Origin of the sequence: Pseudoalteromonas denitrificans DSM 6059, assembly GCF_900112265.1 — a bacterium.
Lineage (GTDB): Bacteria > Pseudomonadota > Gammaproteobacteria > Enterobacterales > Alteromonadaceae > Pseudoalteromonas > Pseudoalteromonas denitrificans.
On the sequence record NZ_FOLO01000036.1, the window covers coordinates 1 to 18,524 of the forward strand.

The following is an 18,524-nucleotide window of genomic DNA, read 5'->3' on the forward strand; positions in this document are numbered from 1 at the left end:
TTACCCGTGAGGCTTAACCATACAACGCCAAAGTGGTTTGTGTGATAGTGACAAGCAAGAAGTTAGTGTTAACTAAAGTAGAATATATTTTACGAAATCTGTATCAGCAGACCGAATTATTAAAGACAAAAACAAGAACAAAGCAAGATGAAAAGAATTTGCTTGGTGACAATAGCGTTTTGGACCCACCTGACTCCATGCCGAACTCAGTAGTGAAACGAAACAGCGCCGATGATAGTGTGGGGTTTCCCATGTGAAAGTAGGACATCGCCAGGCTCCTAATTAGAGAAACCCGATACAGCAATGTGTCGGGTTTTTTCGTTTTTGTGTTTTAAAAAGTATATGTATATTTTGCTTTAGGTGATTGGGTCTAATCCATCTGGCCGGTTTTTTAGTTGTGTAAGTGCGGTTGAGTAACCCTGAATTCCATAGGTTTTTTGAGCTTGTTTATAAGTATTATCGCCTTTTCTTGCAGTTGTAACAGCTTGTAGTTAAAAGTCTCGTGAATAATCGCGTTCTGTGTGTTTAGTATGTGCAGTGTTTGAGTTGTTTATAATAAGCCTAAATGTGGAAACACATTTCAGGACAAGATAAAGGCATTAAAAAGCCCAACTCATTGAGTTGGGCTTTTTCATTTAAATAAGATTTAGTATAAGTGCTTAGCGTAATTCATTTGGAATGTTGTGTTGAGCCCAAGAAAGTAGCTCAATTCGGTTTCGGCATTTCGTTTTTCTAAATGCACTATATAAATGCGTTTTGACAGTATGGGGACTAATATCCAATTTATCAGCAATTTCTTTATTTTTACTACCTGTGCTCATGAGAGAAATAATTGCTTTTTCACGTTTAGTTAAACTAACTGGTTCACTCGGGGCGTCAGTGAATTTAGCTAACGTTTCTTTATTGAAGTGTAAAAGGCGATTTAGAGCACTACACATGATGTCTCTTTTGTACCACAAGTGATTTTCTAATAACAACCTGATGCCTTTCATCAAAACATCTGTATTATCATTAGCATAAAAAACCCCCCTGATGCCACTTAATAGAGCTCGGTTGGCAAGTTCGGGGTTTTGGCCAATATTAAATAAGATGATATCGCATTCAACAGTTAGGTCTGATACTTTTTGTTGTAATTTTTCCCACGCATTTTCTTCGCCTGCCTCAATAAATAATAATCGAGTATTAGCTGGTACATCTGTTGTACTTAAACTGCTTTGTACTAACAAACCTTGAGCTTTTAACAAAGGTTGTAATACATCTAAACTGATACTATTTACAGGGTTCGATTCCAGTAAAATAAATGCAGAGTTCTTCATGCTGATTTATCCTTGCCCATAGGCTTTTTTACCTTTTAAAGGTGTTAGGTCTATATTTTGGGCAATATTAGCACAACTACAACTCCTTTAGTATTGCTTTTTTATTTATTTATACTTCTTTTGGGTTGCTTTTAAGGGTTTTAAATAAAAAAGTATTAGTCTAAGCTTTCATTTTATTCGTATATGGTGGCCAACCCATTTCTTGACCTGCCAACATATGTAAATGGATATGATAGACAGTCTGCCCGCCATCTTCATTGCAATTCATCACAACTCTATAACCTGTGTCAGCAAAACCATTGGTTTTAGCAAGTTCAGCTGCAACACAATAAAGTTGACCAATCAATTCTCTATCCTCTTTTACAATGTCATTGATGGTTGCGATTGGTTTTTTGGGAATGATTAATACATGGTAAGGGGCTTGCGGATTAATATCTTTAAAAGCTAATGTGTGTTCATCTTCGTAAACAATATCAGCGGAAATTTCTCGGTTAATTATTTTTGTGAAAAGTGTTTCTTTACTCATGGTTTTATTCCTTATCAATTTATGGCTTAATTATGTCAGTTTACGATTACTTGTCTATCAATTGGGGTTGTTTTATATGCGCTATTTTTTGTTTTTCTTATCTTTTTTTTCGTGTTCAGTATTCGCTGTACAAATTAAATTTCCAGAAGAGTTGATTCCATTACAAGTCGATAGCAATAAAATAGAGCATTCTTTATTTTCACCAGTTGATGAAATTAAATTAACGCAAGGTATGCACAAAATCCAATTAAAATATTCAGACTTATTTGAATTGGATTTTGATGATCATGAGGTTGTTGAGTCGCAACCGTTTTGGATAAAAGTGAATATATCTTCAAAAAGTAATTACCGCCTGATATTTGATGCACCTCAAGATGTAGAAGCAGCACATATTTTTGCAAAAGCACCTTTGGTTATGCTTGAACAGTTGTTGACTGGAGATGTAGCTATTATTGAAAAAAGTTCTGAACCTGAAGTTTCAATATCTGAGATTAAACCTGATCAAGTAATCAAGGAGCCTAAGGTATTAGATATGTTAGATTTCTGGTGGAAACAAGCCAATGAAGATGAAAAAACATTGTTTTTAAAGTCACTTGAAAAGTGATTTTTGATATTACTATTTATTTTAATGAAGTATGACCACTATATAAGATTTAGGTTCGCCCAAACAGATAAATTTGTAGATCTTACTCAGTATAGTTTTGGCACAATTTATCATGATATTATCGAAATATGACTGATGGAAAAATTAGATAATAATAACATTGTCAGTAATATCGCTATTAGGTCTATATTGCAATGTTAATTAAAAAGTTCCAACTTTCATATATAGTGAAGCTATGGCATTAATAATATTTATGCTTTTAAGTTTTGATCTAAAAATATTTGGTCTTGTATAAGATAGATATTGCACAGAATTGTGATACGTTTATTAAAAATAAATTAATTTTAAATCTCAGTTTTAACAGGTACTCACCTTAAAAATATTATATGAGTTTATTAAATTACTACTTTTCTAGGAAAGTACACTCATTTTTTCAACTCACTTCGTCAGTTTACATCCTTTAAAATTAATCCACTCATTTATAAACTTTATTTTACTCTAAAATAAAACAGGTTTTGGCTATTAAACTATACTTACTTTTAAGTTTTAATAAATGGCTATTTTTAAGTGCATTATTCTTTTTGTATTTTATTTTTATTTTTTGTACTTAAAATAAATGCATATAATGCGCCTGATCAAAATACTATATTATTACCATTAAATGCATGGGCAAGCCAAAGAGTACTCACTAAAGTTGTTGCTAAAAAAGTAAGAGAGTTGGGATATAATGTTGAATTTGTTGAAATTGGCTCTACAGATCAATGGGGAGCTTTGCGAAAAGGAATCATTCATCTACAAATAGAGGTTTGGCAAAGTGATCAAACAAATGCATTTACTGAAGCTGTTAAGAAAGGGTTTGTAATTGATGCTGGGCGCCATACAGCCCAAGGGCGTGAAGATTGGTGGTATCCAGAATATGTAGAGAATATTTGCAAAGGGTTGCCTGACTGGAGGGCGCTAAATAAATGCTCTTCAATTTTTAGTAATAATTCAAAGTCTTCTAAAGGTATTTTTTATACTGGGCCATGGAATTATAGGGATGCGGACTTAATTCGCTCTTTAAAGTTAAATTTCAAGATCGAAAGACTAAAAGATGCAAATGCAATATGGACTAAATTAAGAAATGCTAAAAAAATAGAAAAACCAATAATTTTACTTAATTGGACACCTAACTGGATAGATGTACGAATTAAAGGACGCTTTGTTAATTTTCCAAAATATGAGGAGGAGTGTGAAACGGATCCTGGCTGGGGAGTAAATAAAAATATGTTATATGACTGCGGTAATTCATTAGTCACCATTTTAAAAAAAGCAGCTTGGCCTGGCCTTAAAAAAAAATATCCATGTATTTTTTTACTATTAAAAAATATCGACTTTACAAACGATATGATTTCAGAGGCTGCGGCTTTAGTTGTTGTTGATGGTTATACTGAAGAAAAAGCGGTCTCATTGTGGTTAAAAAAATATTCACAAGATAGTAAAAAGTGGTTAGGGTTCGAATGCCCATTAAATTTAGAGTAAAAATGGCACACTATTCACTATCTTCCTTGTTAATTCTTATGTGTTTTTTTAGCGAGGCACTTGAGGTTACGTTTTGTTTTGAGGATATTGATCTACCGCCATACGCTATTGACCAAGATGAAAATAATTTAGCTGAAAGAGGGATGTTATTACATTTAATTAAGCTTTCGGCTAAAAAGGCTGGCATTGAAGCTAAATTTATTCGAAACCCTTGGCTTAGATGCCAAAAGTTAGTTAGAAATAATGATGCGCAATCTTTATTTTCGATGATCCAAACTGATGAACGTAGTCAACTCTTTGCTTTTCCTGAACAAAATAATCTAGAGCCATACTTTTTAATGCAAGCAGAATATGCATTATTTGTGAAAGTAGGTGGTCGATTTGATTTAGATGATTCAAAATCATTGTTAGTTGACGCCGAAGGCTTGAATTTAACCAAATATAAAATTTACAGTCAATTTGGTTTGTCTGCACCATTTGGTTATGTAGCATATGAATTTTTGAGAAAAAATAAAATATTAACTCCTGTAAATTTAACCCCAAAACAAGGTTTTAGTTTGATAATAAATAATAAACTTGATGGGTATGTGATTGAGCGGCGAATAGGCATTGAAATAGCTAAATCTATGCAAATAGAAAAGCTTATTAAGCCTAGTCAATTTGCTGTTATTAAAACTTATTGGCATGCTCCTTTTAATCAAGTTTTTTATCAACAAAATAAAGAACAAATTGACCTTTTTTGGTCGCATTTTTCAGGTTTTCGTGAACAAATGTCCACTAAAGAAAAATAAAATAAATTTTATAAAGAGAAGCTGAAAAAAATAGGTTTTAGTCTACAATTTATAGTGTTATTTCTATGGTGGAAATTACATTGCATAGATTGTTTCTTTTAATGTTTCTCATTTTATTTTCTATAAAACCTCTGGCTGAGCCAGTTTTTACTGATGTTAATCAACCTATGATTAATTACACTCCTGAATCAGGTCTAAGTCAATTAACAGTTACGGCAATAATACAAGATGATTTGGGTTTTATGTGGTTTGGTACTCAAACAGGCTTAAATCGGTTTGATAGTTATGAATTCACACAATTTAAGGCTCAATCATTAAAGAAAAATCAGTTAGCGGGTAATTTTATCAGGGCTATGTGCCGTATTCATAATTTTTTATGGATAGGCACTAGTACAGGTTTAAGCTCATATAATGTTAACACAGGTGAATTTCGTTCTTATTTCAAAGATTTTAATGATGTAATTCCTTCCGATAATATCACCAGTTTATCCTGTTTTAAAAGTTCAGTATTAATAGGTACAGAAGCAAATGGTTTATGGAGTTTAAATATAACTAACGATAAGGCTACTGTAATCGAAGAGACTGCTAATATGAGAATTAGCAGTATCCAACAAACATTACATCATATTTATTTTGGTGCCGAAAAAGGATTGTTTAGCTTAACTAAAGATGAATTTAAATTAACTCAAAATAATCAAAACTCCGTCCAAAGTTTATTATTAATAAATAATAAACTGATTGTCGGATTAAGCGATGGAGGACTTAATGCGTACGATATTTTGTCTAACAAACTTGTATTAAGTTGGAGTAACGTATTATCTGAAAAAATTAAAAATAAAATCAACGCATTAGTTAAATATAAAGACAAGGTGTTAGTTGGAACAATGGAAGGGGTTTATATCATTGACCTTACCGGAAATATTGTTGATAGATATAAACATAATGCATCGCAGTCTTATAGTTTAAGTGATGATATTGTTTTGTCTCTTTTTGTTGATAAAGAAGAGAGTATTTGGGTCGGTAGTAACTCTGGAGGTATTAATTATTTAACCCAAAAAGCAAAAAGATTAGGGCATATAAATCAATATAATTATCAAGATAGCCCTATAGAGCATGCAGATATGCGTAGCTTTGCTTTAGATAATCAAGGGAGAATGTGGTTTGCAACTTCAAAAGGCATTTCTATATTTGATCATGGTAAATTTATAAAGGCGGAATCTTTATTTGAGCAGTTAAAGCCGTTAAAAAGTGCTTTTATCACAGGCTTGTTAATTGTAGAAGACGGTATTTGGTTAACAAGTCGGGGCGCTGGGATCACCTATTTTAACTTTAAATCAAAAAAGGTTGAGTTTTATTCCCCAGCAAATAAAAATTCACCATCATTATCTTGTAATGCGATCATTGAATATCAAAATAGCATAATTGTGAGCTCTAGAGATTATGGGTTATTACGTTTTGATAAACAAAAAAATGTATTTTTACCTTTTATTTCCCATTTCACTCCTTTACCAAAAAATATCACAGGACTATTGGTTGTAAACAATGAGCTATGGTTTGGCTCAATTGGTTATGGGTTATTTCGTTATTATGATGGAAAACTTGAACAGTTAACGGTCAAAAATGGGCTACTTTCAAATATTATTTTTTCGCTCGCACTCGATAATAAAGGTAGAGTTTGGGGAGCCAGTGATTTTGGCGTAAATGTATTAAATAGTGACTTTCAATTAGTGCATATGATTAATCAAAAAGGGGGGCTCAAAAATGAATCAATTTGGAGTGTGGTTTTTGATGAAGTTGATAGCGTTTGGTTAGGCACAAGCGGTGGCCTGGTTAAAGTTAATGTAAATAATTATGCTATTGAAAACTTTAATGTTATGGATGGTTCTCAAAGTTCTGAGTTTAATTTTGGGGCTGCATGGTTATCTCCCTCAGGTCGAGTCTTTATGGGAGGCACAAATGGATTCAACCAATTTAAACCCGAACACATTGTTGCTGGAAAAAACATTCCTCAATTGCGGCTAAGTAAAATATCAATACTAGGAAAAACGATTACTCCTCAGAACTCACCTAAAGCGATACTGTATCAGCCGGAAATTATTAAAAAAATAACGCTAGAGCATGAGCAGGATATTATGTCATTTAAGTATGTGTCCTTAGCTTATTCTAATCATAAAGAAATAACTTATTATTATAAAGTGATAGGGTTATCTGAACAATGGCTCCCTATGGAAGAAGGTAGCAGGCAAGTTAATTTAATTAAACCTGCTCCGGGTGATTATCAACTTGAAGCATATGCTGTGGATCAAAATGGTGATAAGTCCAAAATACATGTATTAAATATTGAGCTACTAGCACCTTGGTGGTGGAGTCAGTTTAGTAAGCTTCTTTATAGTATATTATTTATTTCAACGCTTGTTTTGGTTTTTGTATATCGTTATCGGGTTTACCAAAACGTGATAAAAGATAACTTGGCGATGTCTGAATTAAAACAAAGGCTTGAGCTTTCTTTATGGGCAAGTGGCGATGAATTATGGGATTGGGATGTTATTAATAATAAAATTTATCGTTACGCTGTTGAATCTCGAATTGACTATGGTAAAGAAGTTAATCATAAAAATAGTAAATATATGGCTGAGTTTGTTCATTTGTTTGACCGACCTTTATTACTTGAAAAAATAAGGCTGTGTTTAGAGGAGGGAATTAATAGCTATGAGGTTTCAGTACGAATTAAAGATTTTTTTGGTAATTGGTGTTGGGTATTAGATCGCGGAAAAGTCGTTCACAGAAATGAATATGGTAATGTAACACGTATGTCAGGTTCAATTAGAGATATTGCCGAGCTTAAACTTCATGAGGATTCTCTACAAGAGTTAAATGAAAAACTAGAACACAAAGTTGCTGCGAGAACGGCAGAAATATCTAAAAAAAATGATGATTTAGAGCATGCCGTTTCGCAATTAAAACTGGCACAAAATGAACTGATTGAAAGTGAAAAAATGGCTTCTTTGGGTAATTTAGTTGCTGGGATATCTCATGAAATTAACACTCCTTTGGGGATTGCTATAACGGCAATAACACATAATCAAGATTATCTAGTTGAAGTACAAAAAAAACTTGATAATAAAACACTTACTCAATCCGATTTAATCGAATCTATTTCTTCACAAATGGAAAGTTATCGTTTAATTCTTAAAAATTTAGATCGCGCTAATCATCTTATCGCCAATTTTAAACAAATAGCTGTGGATCAAAATTCGGAAACACAAAGGGAAGTTAATTTAACTGAATATATCACTGAGGTTATGAATTCAGTTAAACCTTTATTTACGAATAAAAATATATCTGTTGTGATCCATGGGCCGGAATTATTGAAAATAACGACCTACCCAGGACCTATATATCAAATTATTACTAATTTAGTTAATAACTCAGTGATACATGGATTTGAAGGGCTTGATAAAGGAATTTTACGCATTGAAATAAGCATATTAGAAGGAAAAATATGTATGAATTATTTTGATAATGGCATTGGTATGGAAATATATATGCTACAACATATTTTTGATCCTTTTGTTACCAGTAAGCGTAATCAGGGGGGGAGCGGTTTAGGTATGAATATTGTGTATAACTTGGTATCTCAAATATTAAAGGGTGAAATAAAGTGTTTCTCAAGCCCTGGAAGTGGTTTGGAAGTTCAGATGCGCTTTCCGATTAACATTTGTTAAACCAGCCTAAGGAGTTAGGGGATCTTTATTTATTGGGGTACACTGAAAATATAAATACTTTGTCAATGGATTAACTTTTAGTGTCTGAACATACTCCTGGATTTACAACTTCAAAAGCTATTAAAGCGCCTATAGCCAAAAAATCACCATATTTAATGACTCATCATAGCGATACTAGAGACGATAGCTATTATTGGATGCGTGATGATAAACGTCAAAATGAAGCTGTATTAGCTCATTTAAAAGCCGAAAATGATTATTGTGAACATGTTTTGGAACCTCAAAAACCTCTAGAAAATAAAATTTTTGATGAACTTAAAGGGCGAATTGTAAAAGATGACAGTTCAGTTCCTGTGCAAGATGGTGATTTTTGGTATCAAAGTACAGTAAGTGGCAATGATGAATTTGCTTGTCATTATCGTGCAACAACTTTTGAAGGCGCTAATAGACAATTATTATTAGATGTGAATCAACTTGCTAATAAATTTGAATTTTATGAGTTAGGTGATATATCGATTAGTCCTAATGATGAGTTATTAGCATATAGTGAAGATACAGATGGTCGTCGTATTTATACAGTGCGCTTTAAAAATATTACAACGGGAGAGTATTTACCTGATGTATTAGAGCAAACCGAAGGTCAAACTATTTGGTCTAATGATAATAAAACTGTGTATTACGTAAAAAAAGATTTAAAAACTTTGCTCGGTTTTGAAGTTTATCGTCATAAATTAGGTTCAGCGCAAACTGATGATGTGCTCGTTTATCAAGAAAAAGATACTAGCTTTTATATAGGGCTTGGGAAAAGTCGTGATGAAAGTCTGATTTTTATAGAGATGGCTTCTACGGAATGTAGCGATGCTTGGATATTAGATGCAAATACACCTGATGGTGAATTTGTTCAGCTTGTAGAGCGGGAAGATAAACATGAGTTTGAAGTTAATAAACTCAATGATGTGTTTTATATCACGACAAATTGGCAAGCAAAAAACTTTAGGCTAATGACTGCTAATAAAGAAACAATACATAACAAATCACTATGGGTTGAATGCATCGCTCATAGGGAAAAAGTATTGTTTGAAGGTGTTGAATTATTTGATAACTTTATGGTGGTAACTGAGCGTGAACAAGGTCAAATTAGGTTTGTTGTTTATAAACAAGATGGTACTAAATATCCGTTAGAGTTTAACGACCCTTGTTATTATGCTGCTGTTGGTGATAATCCAGAGCCGACCAGTGAAACTGCCAGAGTTTATTACTCAAGCCTAACAACACCTGGTTCTCTATTTGAATTTGATTTAAATACAGGTGAGCGTAAATTATTAAAACAGCAAAAAGTATTAGGTGAATTTAATGCTGAAAACTATGGTTCAGAACGATTATTTATTACTGCCAGAGATGGTGTAAAAGTTCCCGTATCAATTGTTTATCATAAAGATAAATTTAAAAAAGATGGTACTAATCCATTATTTCAATATGGTTATGGTGCGTATGGCATCACTATAGACCCTAATTTTTCAAGTGGCACACTCAGTTTATTAGATAGAGGTTTTGTATACGTCATTGCGCATATTCGTGGTTCAGAGATGCTAGGTCGAGATTGGTATGAAAATGGTAAAAAACAGTTTAAACAAAATACTTTTGATGACTTTGTTGATGTGACTCAATTTTTAGTTGAGCATGGTTATGGTGATAAAGATAATATATTTGCTTCTGGGGGGAGTGCTGGCGGCTTGTTAATGGGGGCTGTTATTAATCAGGCGCCTGATCTGTATAAAGGAATAGGTTGTCATGTGCCATTTTTAGATGTTTTGACAACGATGTTAGATGAAAGTATTCCTCTTACGACTAATGAATATGATGAATGGGGTAATCCAAATGATAAGGTGGATTACGATACCATTTTAGCGTATTCACCTATGGATAATATTAAAAATCAAGCTTATCCGAATATTTTAGTGACGACTGGGCTACATGATTCTCAAGTTCAATATTGGGAGCCAATGAAGTGGGTTGCGAAAATGCGCGAATATAAAACCGACGATAACATTTTAGTTTTTAAAACTGATATGGATGCGGGTCATGGTGGTGCGTCTGGCAGATTTAAAAGCCTTAAAGAAAAAGCACTAGAGATGGCATTTTTTATCACACTCTCTAGTACCTAATAAAAAGGGGTCGGAGTTAATAAATATGTTTATTGACTCCGACCCCTTTTTCAGTGTTGATTAGCGTAATTTATTACCTTTGGTATCCCAAACTTCAATATCTCCTAGATTTAAATGCCTAATGTTAGCTTCAATTTTATTTAAATCTCCTACTACCACCCAAACCATAGCACTTGGATTGAAAGCCGATTTTGCTAGCTGGGCCATCATTTCAGGCGTCATATTGTCATATTTATTTTGTAGTGATTCTGCGGATTTTTGCATGCGATTTAAGTTATTATTAGTCACCATATGACCAAGCACGGTTTTAGCTTGTTCAAATTTACCTGGTAGCGTTAAAGTTTTGCTTTTTACAAATAAGTCTAGTTCTTCTATGGTTGCAGGCTTTGAGCTTCTATAACGGGTAATTTCGCCTATAATCTCACTCATGGCATCAGCCGTTTTGTCGCTTTGCACTGGTGCATAGTTATACCAAATACGTTGCCCTCTAGCGCTTGTTATACCTGTATAGGCACCATAAGCCCAACCTTTATCTTCACGTAAATTCATATTCATTCGAGCAGTAAATGTACCACCTAACAAACCATTCATAGTTTCTAGCTCAAGATATTGAGAATCTCCGGAAGAGGGCATTAAATGGCCTGCTACTATCATGCTTTGTGGTGAATTTTTACGGTCAATTAATATGACTTTAGGTTTTTTAGCAAGTGAAACAGTTTTAAATGATTTACTGCCTTTCATAGATTTAGGGGCAGACCAAGCGCCAAATGACTTTTCAAGTTGTGCTGTAATTTCGGTTAATGAAGTATCACCAGCTACAAATATTTTTGCATTGTCGGGTCTTATCCAAGCGCTATGAAATTTCTCCATATCATTAATGTTAAATGATCTTACTGAAGATTCAGTTCCTGAACTTGGAAAACCGTAAGAATGTTCGTCACCATATAGTGCGGGTAATAAAACATTAAAAGCAATTGACTGAGGATCGTTTTGTTTGCGTTTTATATCCTCAATAGTTAAAAGTTGATCACGTTTCATATCAGCATTGTTAAATGCTGGATTCATTACAATGTCAGCCCATAAACTTGCTGATTCAGCTAAATTAGACTTAAGTACTGAAGCATTAACCTGAAAGATATCTTTAGAAGAACTTGCGCCTATGCGTGCACCTAAAAGTTCTTGTTTCTCAGCTAACTCTAAAGAAGATAGACTTTTTGTGCCTTCATTCATCATACCTAAGGTAAAAGAAGCTAAGCCCATTTTATTTTTTATATTAGCGGCATTACCACCATCAAAGATTATACTCATTTCTACAATTGGTACACTGTGACGTTCCGATAAAAACACTTCAATGCCATTTGAAAGTGTTGCTGTTTGTACATCTGGTAAAGAAAGTTTTTTAGCTGTGCCCATAACTGGACGTTGACTGCGATCTGCGCCTGTTTTTGCTACTTCATGTTTACCAAATGGTTTTACTGTTAATTTATAATGGCCATCAGAAAGCCATTGTTGGGCTGTTTTTTGTATATCACTAGGGTTTGCATTTTCAATCCACGAAAGTTGCGTATTAACAAAATTTGGGTTGTTAGCATATAGTGCACCTTGCGCCAGTGTACTTGCTTTTCCACTAACGGATTCTAAAGAGCGAATTACGCCGCCGTTAATCACGGTTTTAATACGTGAAAGCTCAGCTTTAGTAGGGCCTTTTTGTAAATACTGATTTAGAATATCATCAACCATGTCTTCTATTTTAGTGATATTGCCACCTGATTTTATGGTCACTGAAATAGAAAAGGTACTTGCAAGCTCATGCTCTTCAAGAGATGCATGTACTTCAGTTGCAGCTTGATTATTGTGTATTAGTGCTTTATAAAGGCGAGAATTTTTGCCTTGACCTAAAATCGCTGCAGCCAAGGAAAGTTCTGTTGCTTGTTTGGTTGTGCGTCCAGGTACAGCCCAATTCCATGTAATGCGTGTTTGCGATACATTATCAAACATGACTTCAGAAGTATTTATACTGCGCTCAGGGATCATTGAGGTCATATGGTGTAAAGGATCACCTGCAGCGATATCACCAAAATATTTTTCTACTTTTTGTTTAGCCGTTTTAAGATCAATGTCTCCAGCTAAAACGACAACTGTATTTGCCGCGCCATAATACTTAGCAAACCAGCTTTTTACATCATCTAGAGAAGCAGCATCAAGATCAGCCATCGATCCTATTGTTGAATGTCTATAGGGGTGACCTGCAGGGAATAAACCTTCTAAAATGCGATATTCAGACATACCATAAGGTGCGCTATCACCTTGGCGTTTTTCATTTTTTACAACTTTACGCTGTTCATCTAATTTATCTTGAGAAATAGCACCTTCGAGATGCCCCATGCGATCTGACTCCATCCATAGTGCAACATCTAACCCTGAAGTTGGTACTGTTTGATAATAATTAGTACGATCAAACCAAGTTGTTCCATTTAATCCTGTTGCACCAATTTCTTGTAAAGGTTTGAAGTAGTCTTCATTGGAATTTTCTGAACCATTAAACATCAAATGTTCAAACAAGTGAGCAAAACCAGTACGCCCAGCGGGTTCATTTTTAGAACCCACATGATACCAAACCCCTAGAGTTACAATGGGGGCTTTTTTGTCTTCATGCACTATTACACGTAAACCATTTTTAAGTGTAAATTCATTATATGATAAATTAACAATGTCTTTAGAGGTGTTGGAAACTGATGTGGGTTGAGCTTTTGAAGTATTTGAACTGTCATTTGTTGATACACAAGCCGTTGTCATCATTGCGAAAGTGAGTGCTGTTGCCAGCTTAGTTTTTTTTGATATATGCATTACGTTTCCTTGATAATTCAATCATAGTATTTGTCATGTTTGGAATGACTATATAATGTTTGAAACTAAATAAGAATATCTGAATGTCCCATAACAGGTAAAGATAAAAGTAAATTGCAAATGTTTGTAAATGAAAGCTTGAATATTAAAGCTCGAAGAAAATACGAGCTTTAAAAGTGGCAGCCTTAAAGCATATTTAGAAGTTCAGCGTTAGGTTTAGGTTGAGTAAAATGGTTGCTGTAATTTGACAATGTCTTAATTGTTACAATAAGTATTACTTCTAATATTTGCTGCTGTGTATATCCTGCACTTAAAAATGCTTGTGTATCTTTCTCTGGTACGAAACCTCTATTTTTAATCATAGAAATCGTAAATTCAGCTATGGCTCGATCTTTATCACTCTCAATTATATCGCCATTGTTAAGTGCGTTTAATGATGCTGGTTCAGCACCCATTTGTTTTCCAATAGCGCGATGTGCAACAGTACAGAAATCACATTTATTTTCAATACTTGCAGCTAATAAAGCAACTTGCAATTGTGGCATAGGGATACTGGTTTTGGCTAATAAGTCATTCAACATTAAATAAGCTTGTACACTTGTTGGAGCTTCTATCATGTAAGCAAATAGGTTAGGTAAAAATCCGTATCCTTGTTGGATTGAAGACAAAAGCTCTTTGGTTTCGCCTTGACTTGATTCAAGGGTGTGGAAAGTAAAGTCAGTCATAATATTTCTCCAAGTAATTAAATAAATTCTAGTAAACAGACCATACTTTAATCTTTTTATTTGGTACGCTGAATGACATATAGTTCACAAATCATGCTTTAGAGTACAAAAATGGAAGCGTTAGGCGATTTACTTAGATTAATGCAGTTAGAAGTTTCGGTTTATCATAATGCAAAGGTATGCGGTAACTGGGTGATCAACGAACATGAAATTGGTCAGACCTGCTTTCATATGGCAACAGAGTCTGGGTGTTTATTAGAGATACCAGAGTGTGATTCTTATGAATTAAGTTGTGGTGATTTAGTTATCTTTCCCAGTGAAATGCCACATTCAATGAGGCCCTTAAAAGCTTTGGCTGGAGAGCAGCAACACTTACCATTCCGATCAGATTTACCTGGAGTGGGAATGTTATGTGGTAAAGTCCACTTTTCTCATCAAGCAAGTCAACAATTCCTTAATGCATTACCTGCTGTTTTAATAGTAAAAAATGATGTAGATACACCTTGGTTAAGGCATTTATTAACTTTAATTCAAGTTGAAAGTTATCAGAATAATATGGGTTCTAAAGTAATTTTAGATAAACTATCTGAGTTGCTTTTTACTTATGCAATACGTCATTACATTTATCATAATGAAAAGGAAGTTGGAATTTTAGCCTTATATGCCCATGCTAAATTATCTGCTGCGATTAAAGCAATGCACTTAGCACCAGATAGGCATTGGAATTTAGAGCAGTTAGCCAGTATTGCGTGCCAGTCAAGAACTGGGTTTGCGCAAAACTTTAAACAAGTTAGTGGTTGGACACCCATGCAATATCTTTGCTGGTGGCGGATGCAACTTGCTTGGAAAATGCTAATTAATGGAGAAAGCGTGGCAAAAACTGCTTTAAATATTGGCTATCAATCTGAATCTGCATTTTCTCGCGCTTTTAAAAAGCAATTCAATTTAAGCGCAGGTGCAATAAGAAAAAAATAGAAAGAGTTAAAGTGGTTTGGCCTGATTTGAAATAACTCAATTCAGGCTGTTAACGTTATTTGGCCAGTTCAATCATTACAGCTGTATACATTTTCAAATTGAGTACAAATTGTTTCATCGTAATAAATTCATGTTCTGAATGACCTGTATATTCAGTATTTGGCATTGAAGGGCCAAAACTGACCGCGTTAGGGAATAATCGTGAGTTTGTACCTCCGCCAATTGCAATAGGTTTCGCATTTTGGATGCCGCTGAAATGTGAAAATACATTTAATAAAGTATTAATATGTGGTGCGTTAGTTTGAATGAAGGGCGCTTCAATATCATTTTTTAAATCTAATAAGTTGATATTATGTTTTGTTTGCCATTTTTGAATTACCTGATTTATTTGCAATTCAAGCATTTTTGTTGATTTCCCTCTTGGACGACGAATATTTATTTTAAGTTGTATACCATCCGTTAATTGTTTTAAAACTGTTGGGGAAACAGTCATTTTCCCCATAAAATCATCTTGGTAGCTAATATCACCAAAATTATCACCATAAAGGTTAGTGCCTAAATTTTCGTTAACAAAATTAATTAATGCACCACTGGCGTTGTTAGGCCAATCCTGCATTGAAAGTAACTCAGCTAAATGAGTAATGGCATTGAGACCTGCTTCAGGTTTAGATGAGTGTGCTGACTTTCCTAAAGCCGTTATTGTTAACTGTTTATTTTTCCATTGATATGTGTATTTCATCTTAGGATGTTTTAGCGCTATTGTTTGAATATTATTTAGCAAAGTTTGATTGGCATTCTCAATAATAACTTGCGCATCTTCTGGAATTTGGCTACCAAAAAAACCACCTGTAAAAGCACTTATATGTAGCGTTTTATCATTGATTTTATGTGTCGGAAAGGTCATTTGAATTGTACCGTAGCCTTTTTCGGCCGTTACAACTGGGTATTCTGCATCTAAAGTAATATTTGTTTGCGGTAAATCATGATTTTTTATAAATTCTTTTAAAGGGTCCCAATCTGACTCTTCAGCCATATAAATATAAAGTTCCAATCGCTTTTTTAGGTTTATTTTTTTATCTTTAATTGCTTTCATTGCATATAAAGCACTCGATATAGGTCCTTTATCATCTTCTGTACCACGCCCAATTAATTTACCTGGTTCAGATGTTAAATCTAATTCAAATGGTGATTTAGCCCACTTAGTTGCATTTACGGGTTGTATATCACCATGAGTAATGATGCCAACTCTTTGTTTACTATTGCCTAATCCGATAATCATGACATAACCATGATCTTGATAATCAAACCCTAAAGCTAAAGCTTGATTTTTGAGGGCTTGTTTAAACGCGATATGTATTGGATTAGCAGTGGAAGGCATACCCTCCACTGCGACTGTATTGTATTTTATTAACGCTTTTAAGCTATTTACCATATCTTGTTGATAAATCTCAGCAGCATAGTTTGCTGTATTTTGTGCGAGTGAGCTTATTTTTTGGGCAATGGCTAAATGACTGAAAAAGGGTGTCAATAATATGAATAAAAACGCTAATTTCCTAAGCATGAAATCTCCGGTAAGTTGATTGAATATTTAAATGTTTTTATTAGTACTTATAATTTGTTGTTGCATCCATTTGAAACTTGCTTTGTTTGAATTTATTTTATGCCAGTACATGTTTAAATGATAATCAGGAATTCTAATTGGTGGCTCAAATATTTGTATTTTTATTTGAGTTGCAAGTTGTTCAGCAACTACCCTTGGAATTGTTAATAATAAATCTGAATGTAACACAGTGTGAGGTGCTACTAATACACTGGGTAGCTGAAGTGCCACTTTTCTGCTTAGTTTTAGTTGTGCAAGTACCTGATCAACAACGCCTTGCTTTTCACCCCAAGGAGAGACTCTTACATGAGTTAAATGTAAAAAGTTATCTAAAGAGAGCCCATTTTTTAATGCTGGGTGATTGCTTCTTGCTATGGTGCAATAACTGTCTTTTAACCAAGTAAGGCTATCAATGATTGCTGAATCTTCAATTTTATGGCTATAACCTAAGGCAAAATCTACATCATAGCTTTCAAGTTGGGTAAGAGGATGTTGCTCTTTTGCTGCAATAATATTGATTTTGATGTTGGGAGCAATTTTATTTATTTTGCCGATTAATTTTGGCAATAAACTAAATTCAGTATAGTCGGTGGCTGAAAATTTAAACTCAGAGGTATCTGTTGCTGGATCAAAGCGTGTTGTTTCATTAATGGCATTAAACATTAAAGGCAGTGCTTTATTTAAATGTATTGCCATTTCTTGAGCACGATAAGTGGGCTCCATTACATTATTAATGCGAATAAAAAGCGCATCATTAAGGCGTTTTCGCAATCTAGAAAGCCCATGGCTAAATGCTGATTGACTAAGGCATATTTCATTGGCTGCCATAGATACAGATTTATGCCGATACAGTGCATCAAATATAACTAATAAATTTAAATCTAGTTGATGTAAGTTCATTCTTAAATTCCAAAAGTTATATGTTTAATTTTCTATTCACTAAAACTGCTATTTTAGGAGTATTTGATCTTGTATATAGCGAGTATTAACTTTAAAAATAAAAGCTAACTAAGTCCTGACAATATAACAATCGTCACACTTAAAAATAAAATACCTGTAATCAGGTTAATTGTAGGAGTGGCTTTTTGCATTTGCTGCTGTATTTTAGGTTTAGACAATACAAAAGCAATTAATATAAACCAAAGCAATGATAATGAAAGTAAAATAATGGTAGCAGAAATTTTAGTTATTAGATTTACCTCAGGCGTGATCAAGGTTGAAAATAGTGTAATAAAAAATACAAAAGCTTTGGGATTTAACAAATTAGTATACAAGCCTAAAAGAAAGCCTTTTTTTATGGATAATTGATAAGTTTTATTATTCTTAATAATAGTCACTTGGCTTTTACGCCAATTATTAAGCGCAGATCTAATGGCATTGATGCCCATCCAACCTAAGTAGCTTGCACCAATCAATTGCACAATAACAAATAAAACGTCAGAGCTTTTTATTAGTAAGCTCACTCCAGTCAAGCTCAGCAATGTATGAAATAATATAGCAACAGAAATTCCAATCGCTGCGGCAATAGCGGTAGTACGACGTTCTTGACTGGCTATCTTTACAACAAGCGCAAAGTCAGGACCGGGGCTTGCCAATGCAACGCTGTGGATCACAGCTAAAGAGAGTAAAAGTTGTATTTCCATTGAAAAATCCAAAGAGTCTTTTTGTGTTATAGAATACTAGTTTGCATCATAGTTCATTTTAAGGATTGTAAAAAATTGCATAAAAT

General features: G+C 33.8%; 13 protein-coding genes, 1 rRNA gene and 1 pseudogene. 7 read left to right on the top strand and 8 right to left on the bottom strand.

What is annotated here, in order from left to right; translation table 11 throughout:
* Positions 1 to 161: 161 nt before the first annotated feature.
* Positions 162 to 276 (top strand): 5S ribosomal RNA (gene rrf / locus BM088_RS18040).
* Between the two features lie 113 nt (positions 277 to 389).
* On the opposite strand, the pseudogene BM088_RS27755 reads toward rrf, so the two are convergent.
* The 3 genes and pseudogenes from BM088_RS27755 to BM088_RS18050 form a co-directional block, all read right to left on the bottom strand.
* Positions 390 to 554, bottom strand: a pseudogene (locus tag BM088_RS27755) (IS3 family transposase); the annotation flags it as partial.
* 105 nt (positions 555 to 659) lie between these two features.
* Positions 660 to 1,316 carry a helix-turn-helix transcriptional regulator gene (locus tag BM088_RS18045; RefSeq protein WP_091987796.1) on the bottom strand — a complete coding sequence of 219 codons (657 nt, stop codon included), beginning with the start codon at positions 1,314 to 1,316 and terminating at the stop codon, positions 660 to 662.
* Between the two features lie 160 nt (positions 1,317 to 1,476).
* Positions 1,477 to 1,842 carry a histidine triad nucleotide-binding protein gene (locus BM088_RS18050; RefSeq protein ID WP_091987800.1) on the bottom strand — a complete coding sequence of 122 codons (366 nt, stop codon included), beginning with the start codon at positions 1,840 to 1,842 and terminating at the stop codon, positions 1,477 to 1,479.
* A gap of 76 nt (positions 1,843 to 1,918) precedes the next feature.
* Here BM088_RS18050 and BM088_RS18055 point away from each other — a divergent pair, with 76 nt between their 5' ends.
* The 5 genes from BM088_RS18055 to BM088_RS18075 all read left to right on the top strand — a co-directional run bounded on the left by BM088_RS18055 (position 1,919) and on the right by BM088_RS18075 (position 10,648).
* Positions 1,919 to 2,446, top strand: a complete 528-nt coding sequence (locus tag BM088_RS18055; protein WP_177208095.1) for a DUF2057 family protein — start codon at positions 1,919 to 1,921, stop codon at positions 2,444 to 2,446.
* A 567-nt stretch (positions 2,447 to 3,013) separates the two neighbouring features.
* Complete coding sequence (locus BM088_RS18060) at positions 3,014 to 3,967, top strand: ABC transporter substrate-binding protein (RefSeq protein ID WP_245763859.1); 954 nt, start codon at positions 3,014 to 3,016, stop codon at positions 3,965 to 3,967.
* Between the two features lie 2 nt (positions 3,968 to 3,969).
* Entirely contained in the window at positions 3,970 to 4,758 is a 789-nt protein-coding gene (locus tag BM088_RS18065) for a type 2 periplasmic-binding domain-containing protein (RefSeq protein WP_218156539.1), read from the top strand.
* Between the two features lie 101 nt (positions 4,759 to 4,859).
* Positions 4,860 to 8,483 (top strand): sensor histidine kinase, encoded by a 3,624-nt coding sequence (locus tag BM088_RS18070; protein WP_177208096.1) that lies wholly within the window; start codon positions 4,860 to 4,862, stop codon positions 8,481 to 8,483.
* Between the two features lie 80 nt (positions 8,484 to 8,563).
* Positions 8,564 to 10,648 carry a S9 family peptidase gene (locus BM088_RS18075; RefSeq protein ID WP_245763860.1) on the top strand — a complete coding sequence of 695 codons (2,085 nt, stop codon included), beginning with the start codon at positions 8,564 to 8,566 and terminating at the stop codon, positions 10,646 to 10,648.
* 60 nt (positions 10,649 to 10,708) lie between these two features.
* Here BM088_RS18075 and BM088_RS18080 read toward each other — a convergent pair whose 3' ends face one another.
* A complete protein-coding gene (locus BM088_RS18080; protein WP_091987818.1) occupies positions 10,709 to 13,495 on the bottom strand; it encodes a M16 family metallopeptidase in 2,787 nt (928 codons plus the stop codon).
* A gap of 185 nt (positions 13,496 to 13,680) precedes the next feature.
* Positions 13,681 to 14,220 (bottom strand): carboxymuconolactone decarboxylase family protein, encoded by a 540-nt coding sequence (locus BM088_RS18085; RefSeq protein ID WP_091987822.1) that lies wholly within the window; start codon positions 14,218 to 14,220, stop codon positions 13,681 to 13,683.
* Positions 14,221 to 14,331: 111 nt separating this feature from the next.
* On the opposite strand from BM088_RS18085, the gene BM088_RS18090 reads away from it, so the two are divergent.
* Positions 14,332 to 15,195 carry an AraC family transcriptional regulator gene (locus tag BM088_RS18090; protein WP_091987826.1) on the top strand — a complete coding sequence of 288 codons (864 nt, stop codon included), beginning with the start codon at positions 14,332 to 14,334 and terminating at the stop codon, positions 15,193 to 15,195.
* Between the two features lie 55 nt (positions 15,196 to 15,250).
* Here the strand turns inward: BM088_RS18090 and BM088_RS18095 are convergent, their stop codons facing one another.
* From BM088_RS18095 to BM088_RS18105, 3 genes are all read right to left on the bottom strand, one after another.
* Positions 15,251 to 16,756 (bottom strand): dipeptidase, encoded by a 1,506-nt coding sequence (locus BM088_RS18095; RefSeq protein ID WP_091987830.1) that lies wholly within the window; start codon positions 16,754 to 16,756, stop codon positions 15,251 to 15,253.
* A gap of 27 nt (positions 16,757 to 16,783) precedes the next feature.
* Complete coding sequence (locus BM088_RS18100) at positions 16,784 to 17,695, bottom strand: LysR family transcriptional regulator (RefSeq protein ID WP_091987834.1); 912 nt, start codon at positions 17,693 to 17,695, stop codon at positions 16,784 to 16,786.
* A gap of 104 nt (positions 17,696 to 17,799) precedes the next feature.
* Positions 17,800 to 18,438, bottom strand: coding sequence for a LysE family translocator (locus BM088_RS18105; protein ID WP_091987837.1), 639 nt, complete (start codon positions 18,436 to 18,438; stop codon positions 17,800 to 17,802).
* Between the last annotated feature and the right edge of the window lie 86 nt (positions 18,439 to 18,524).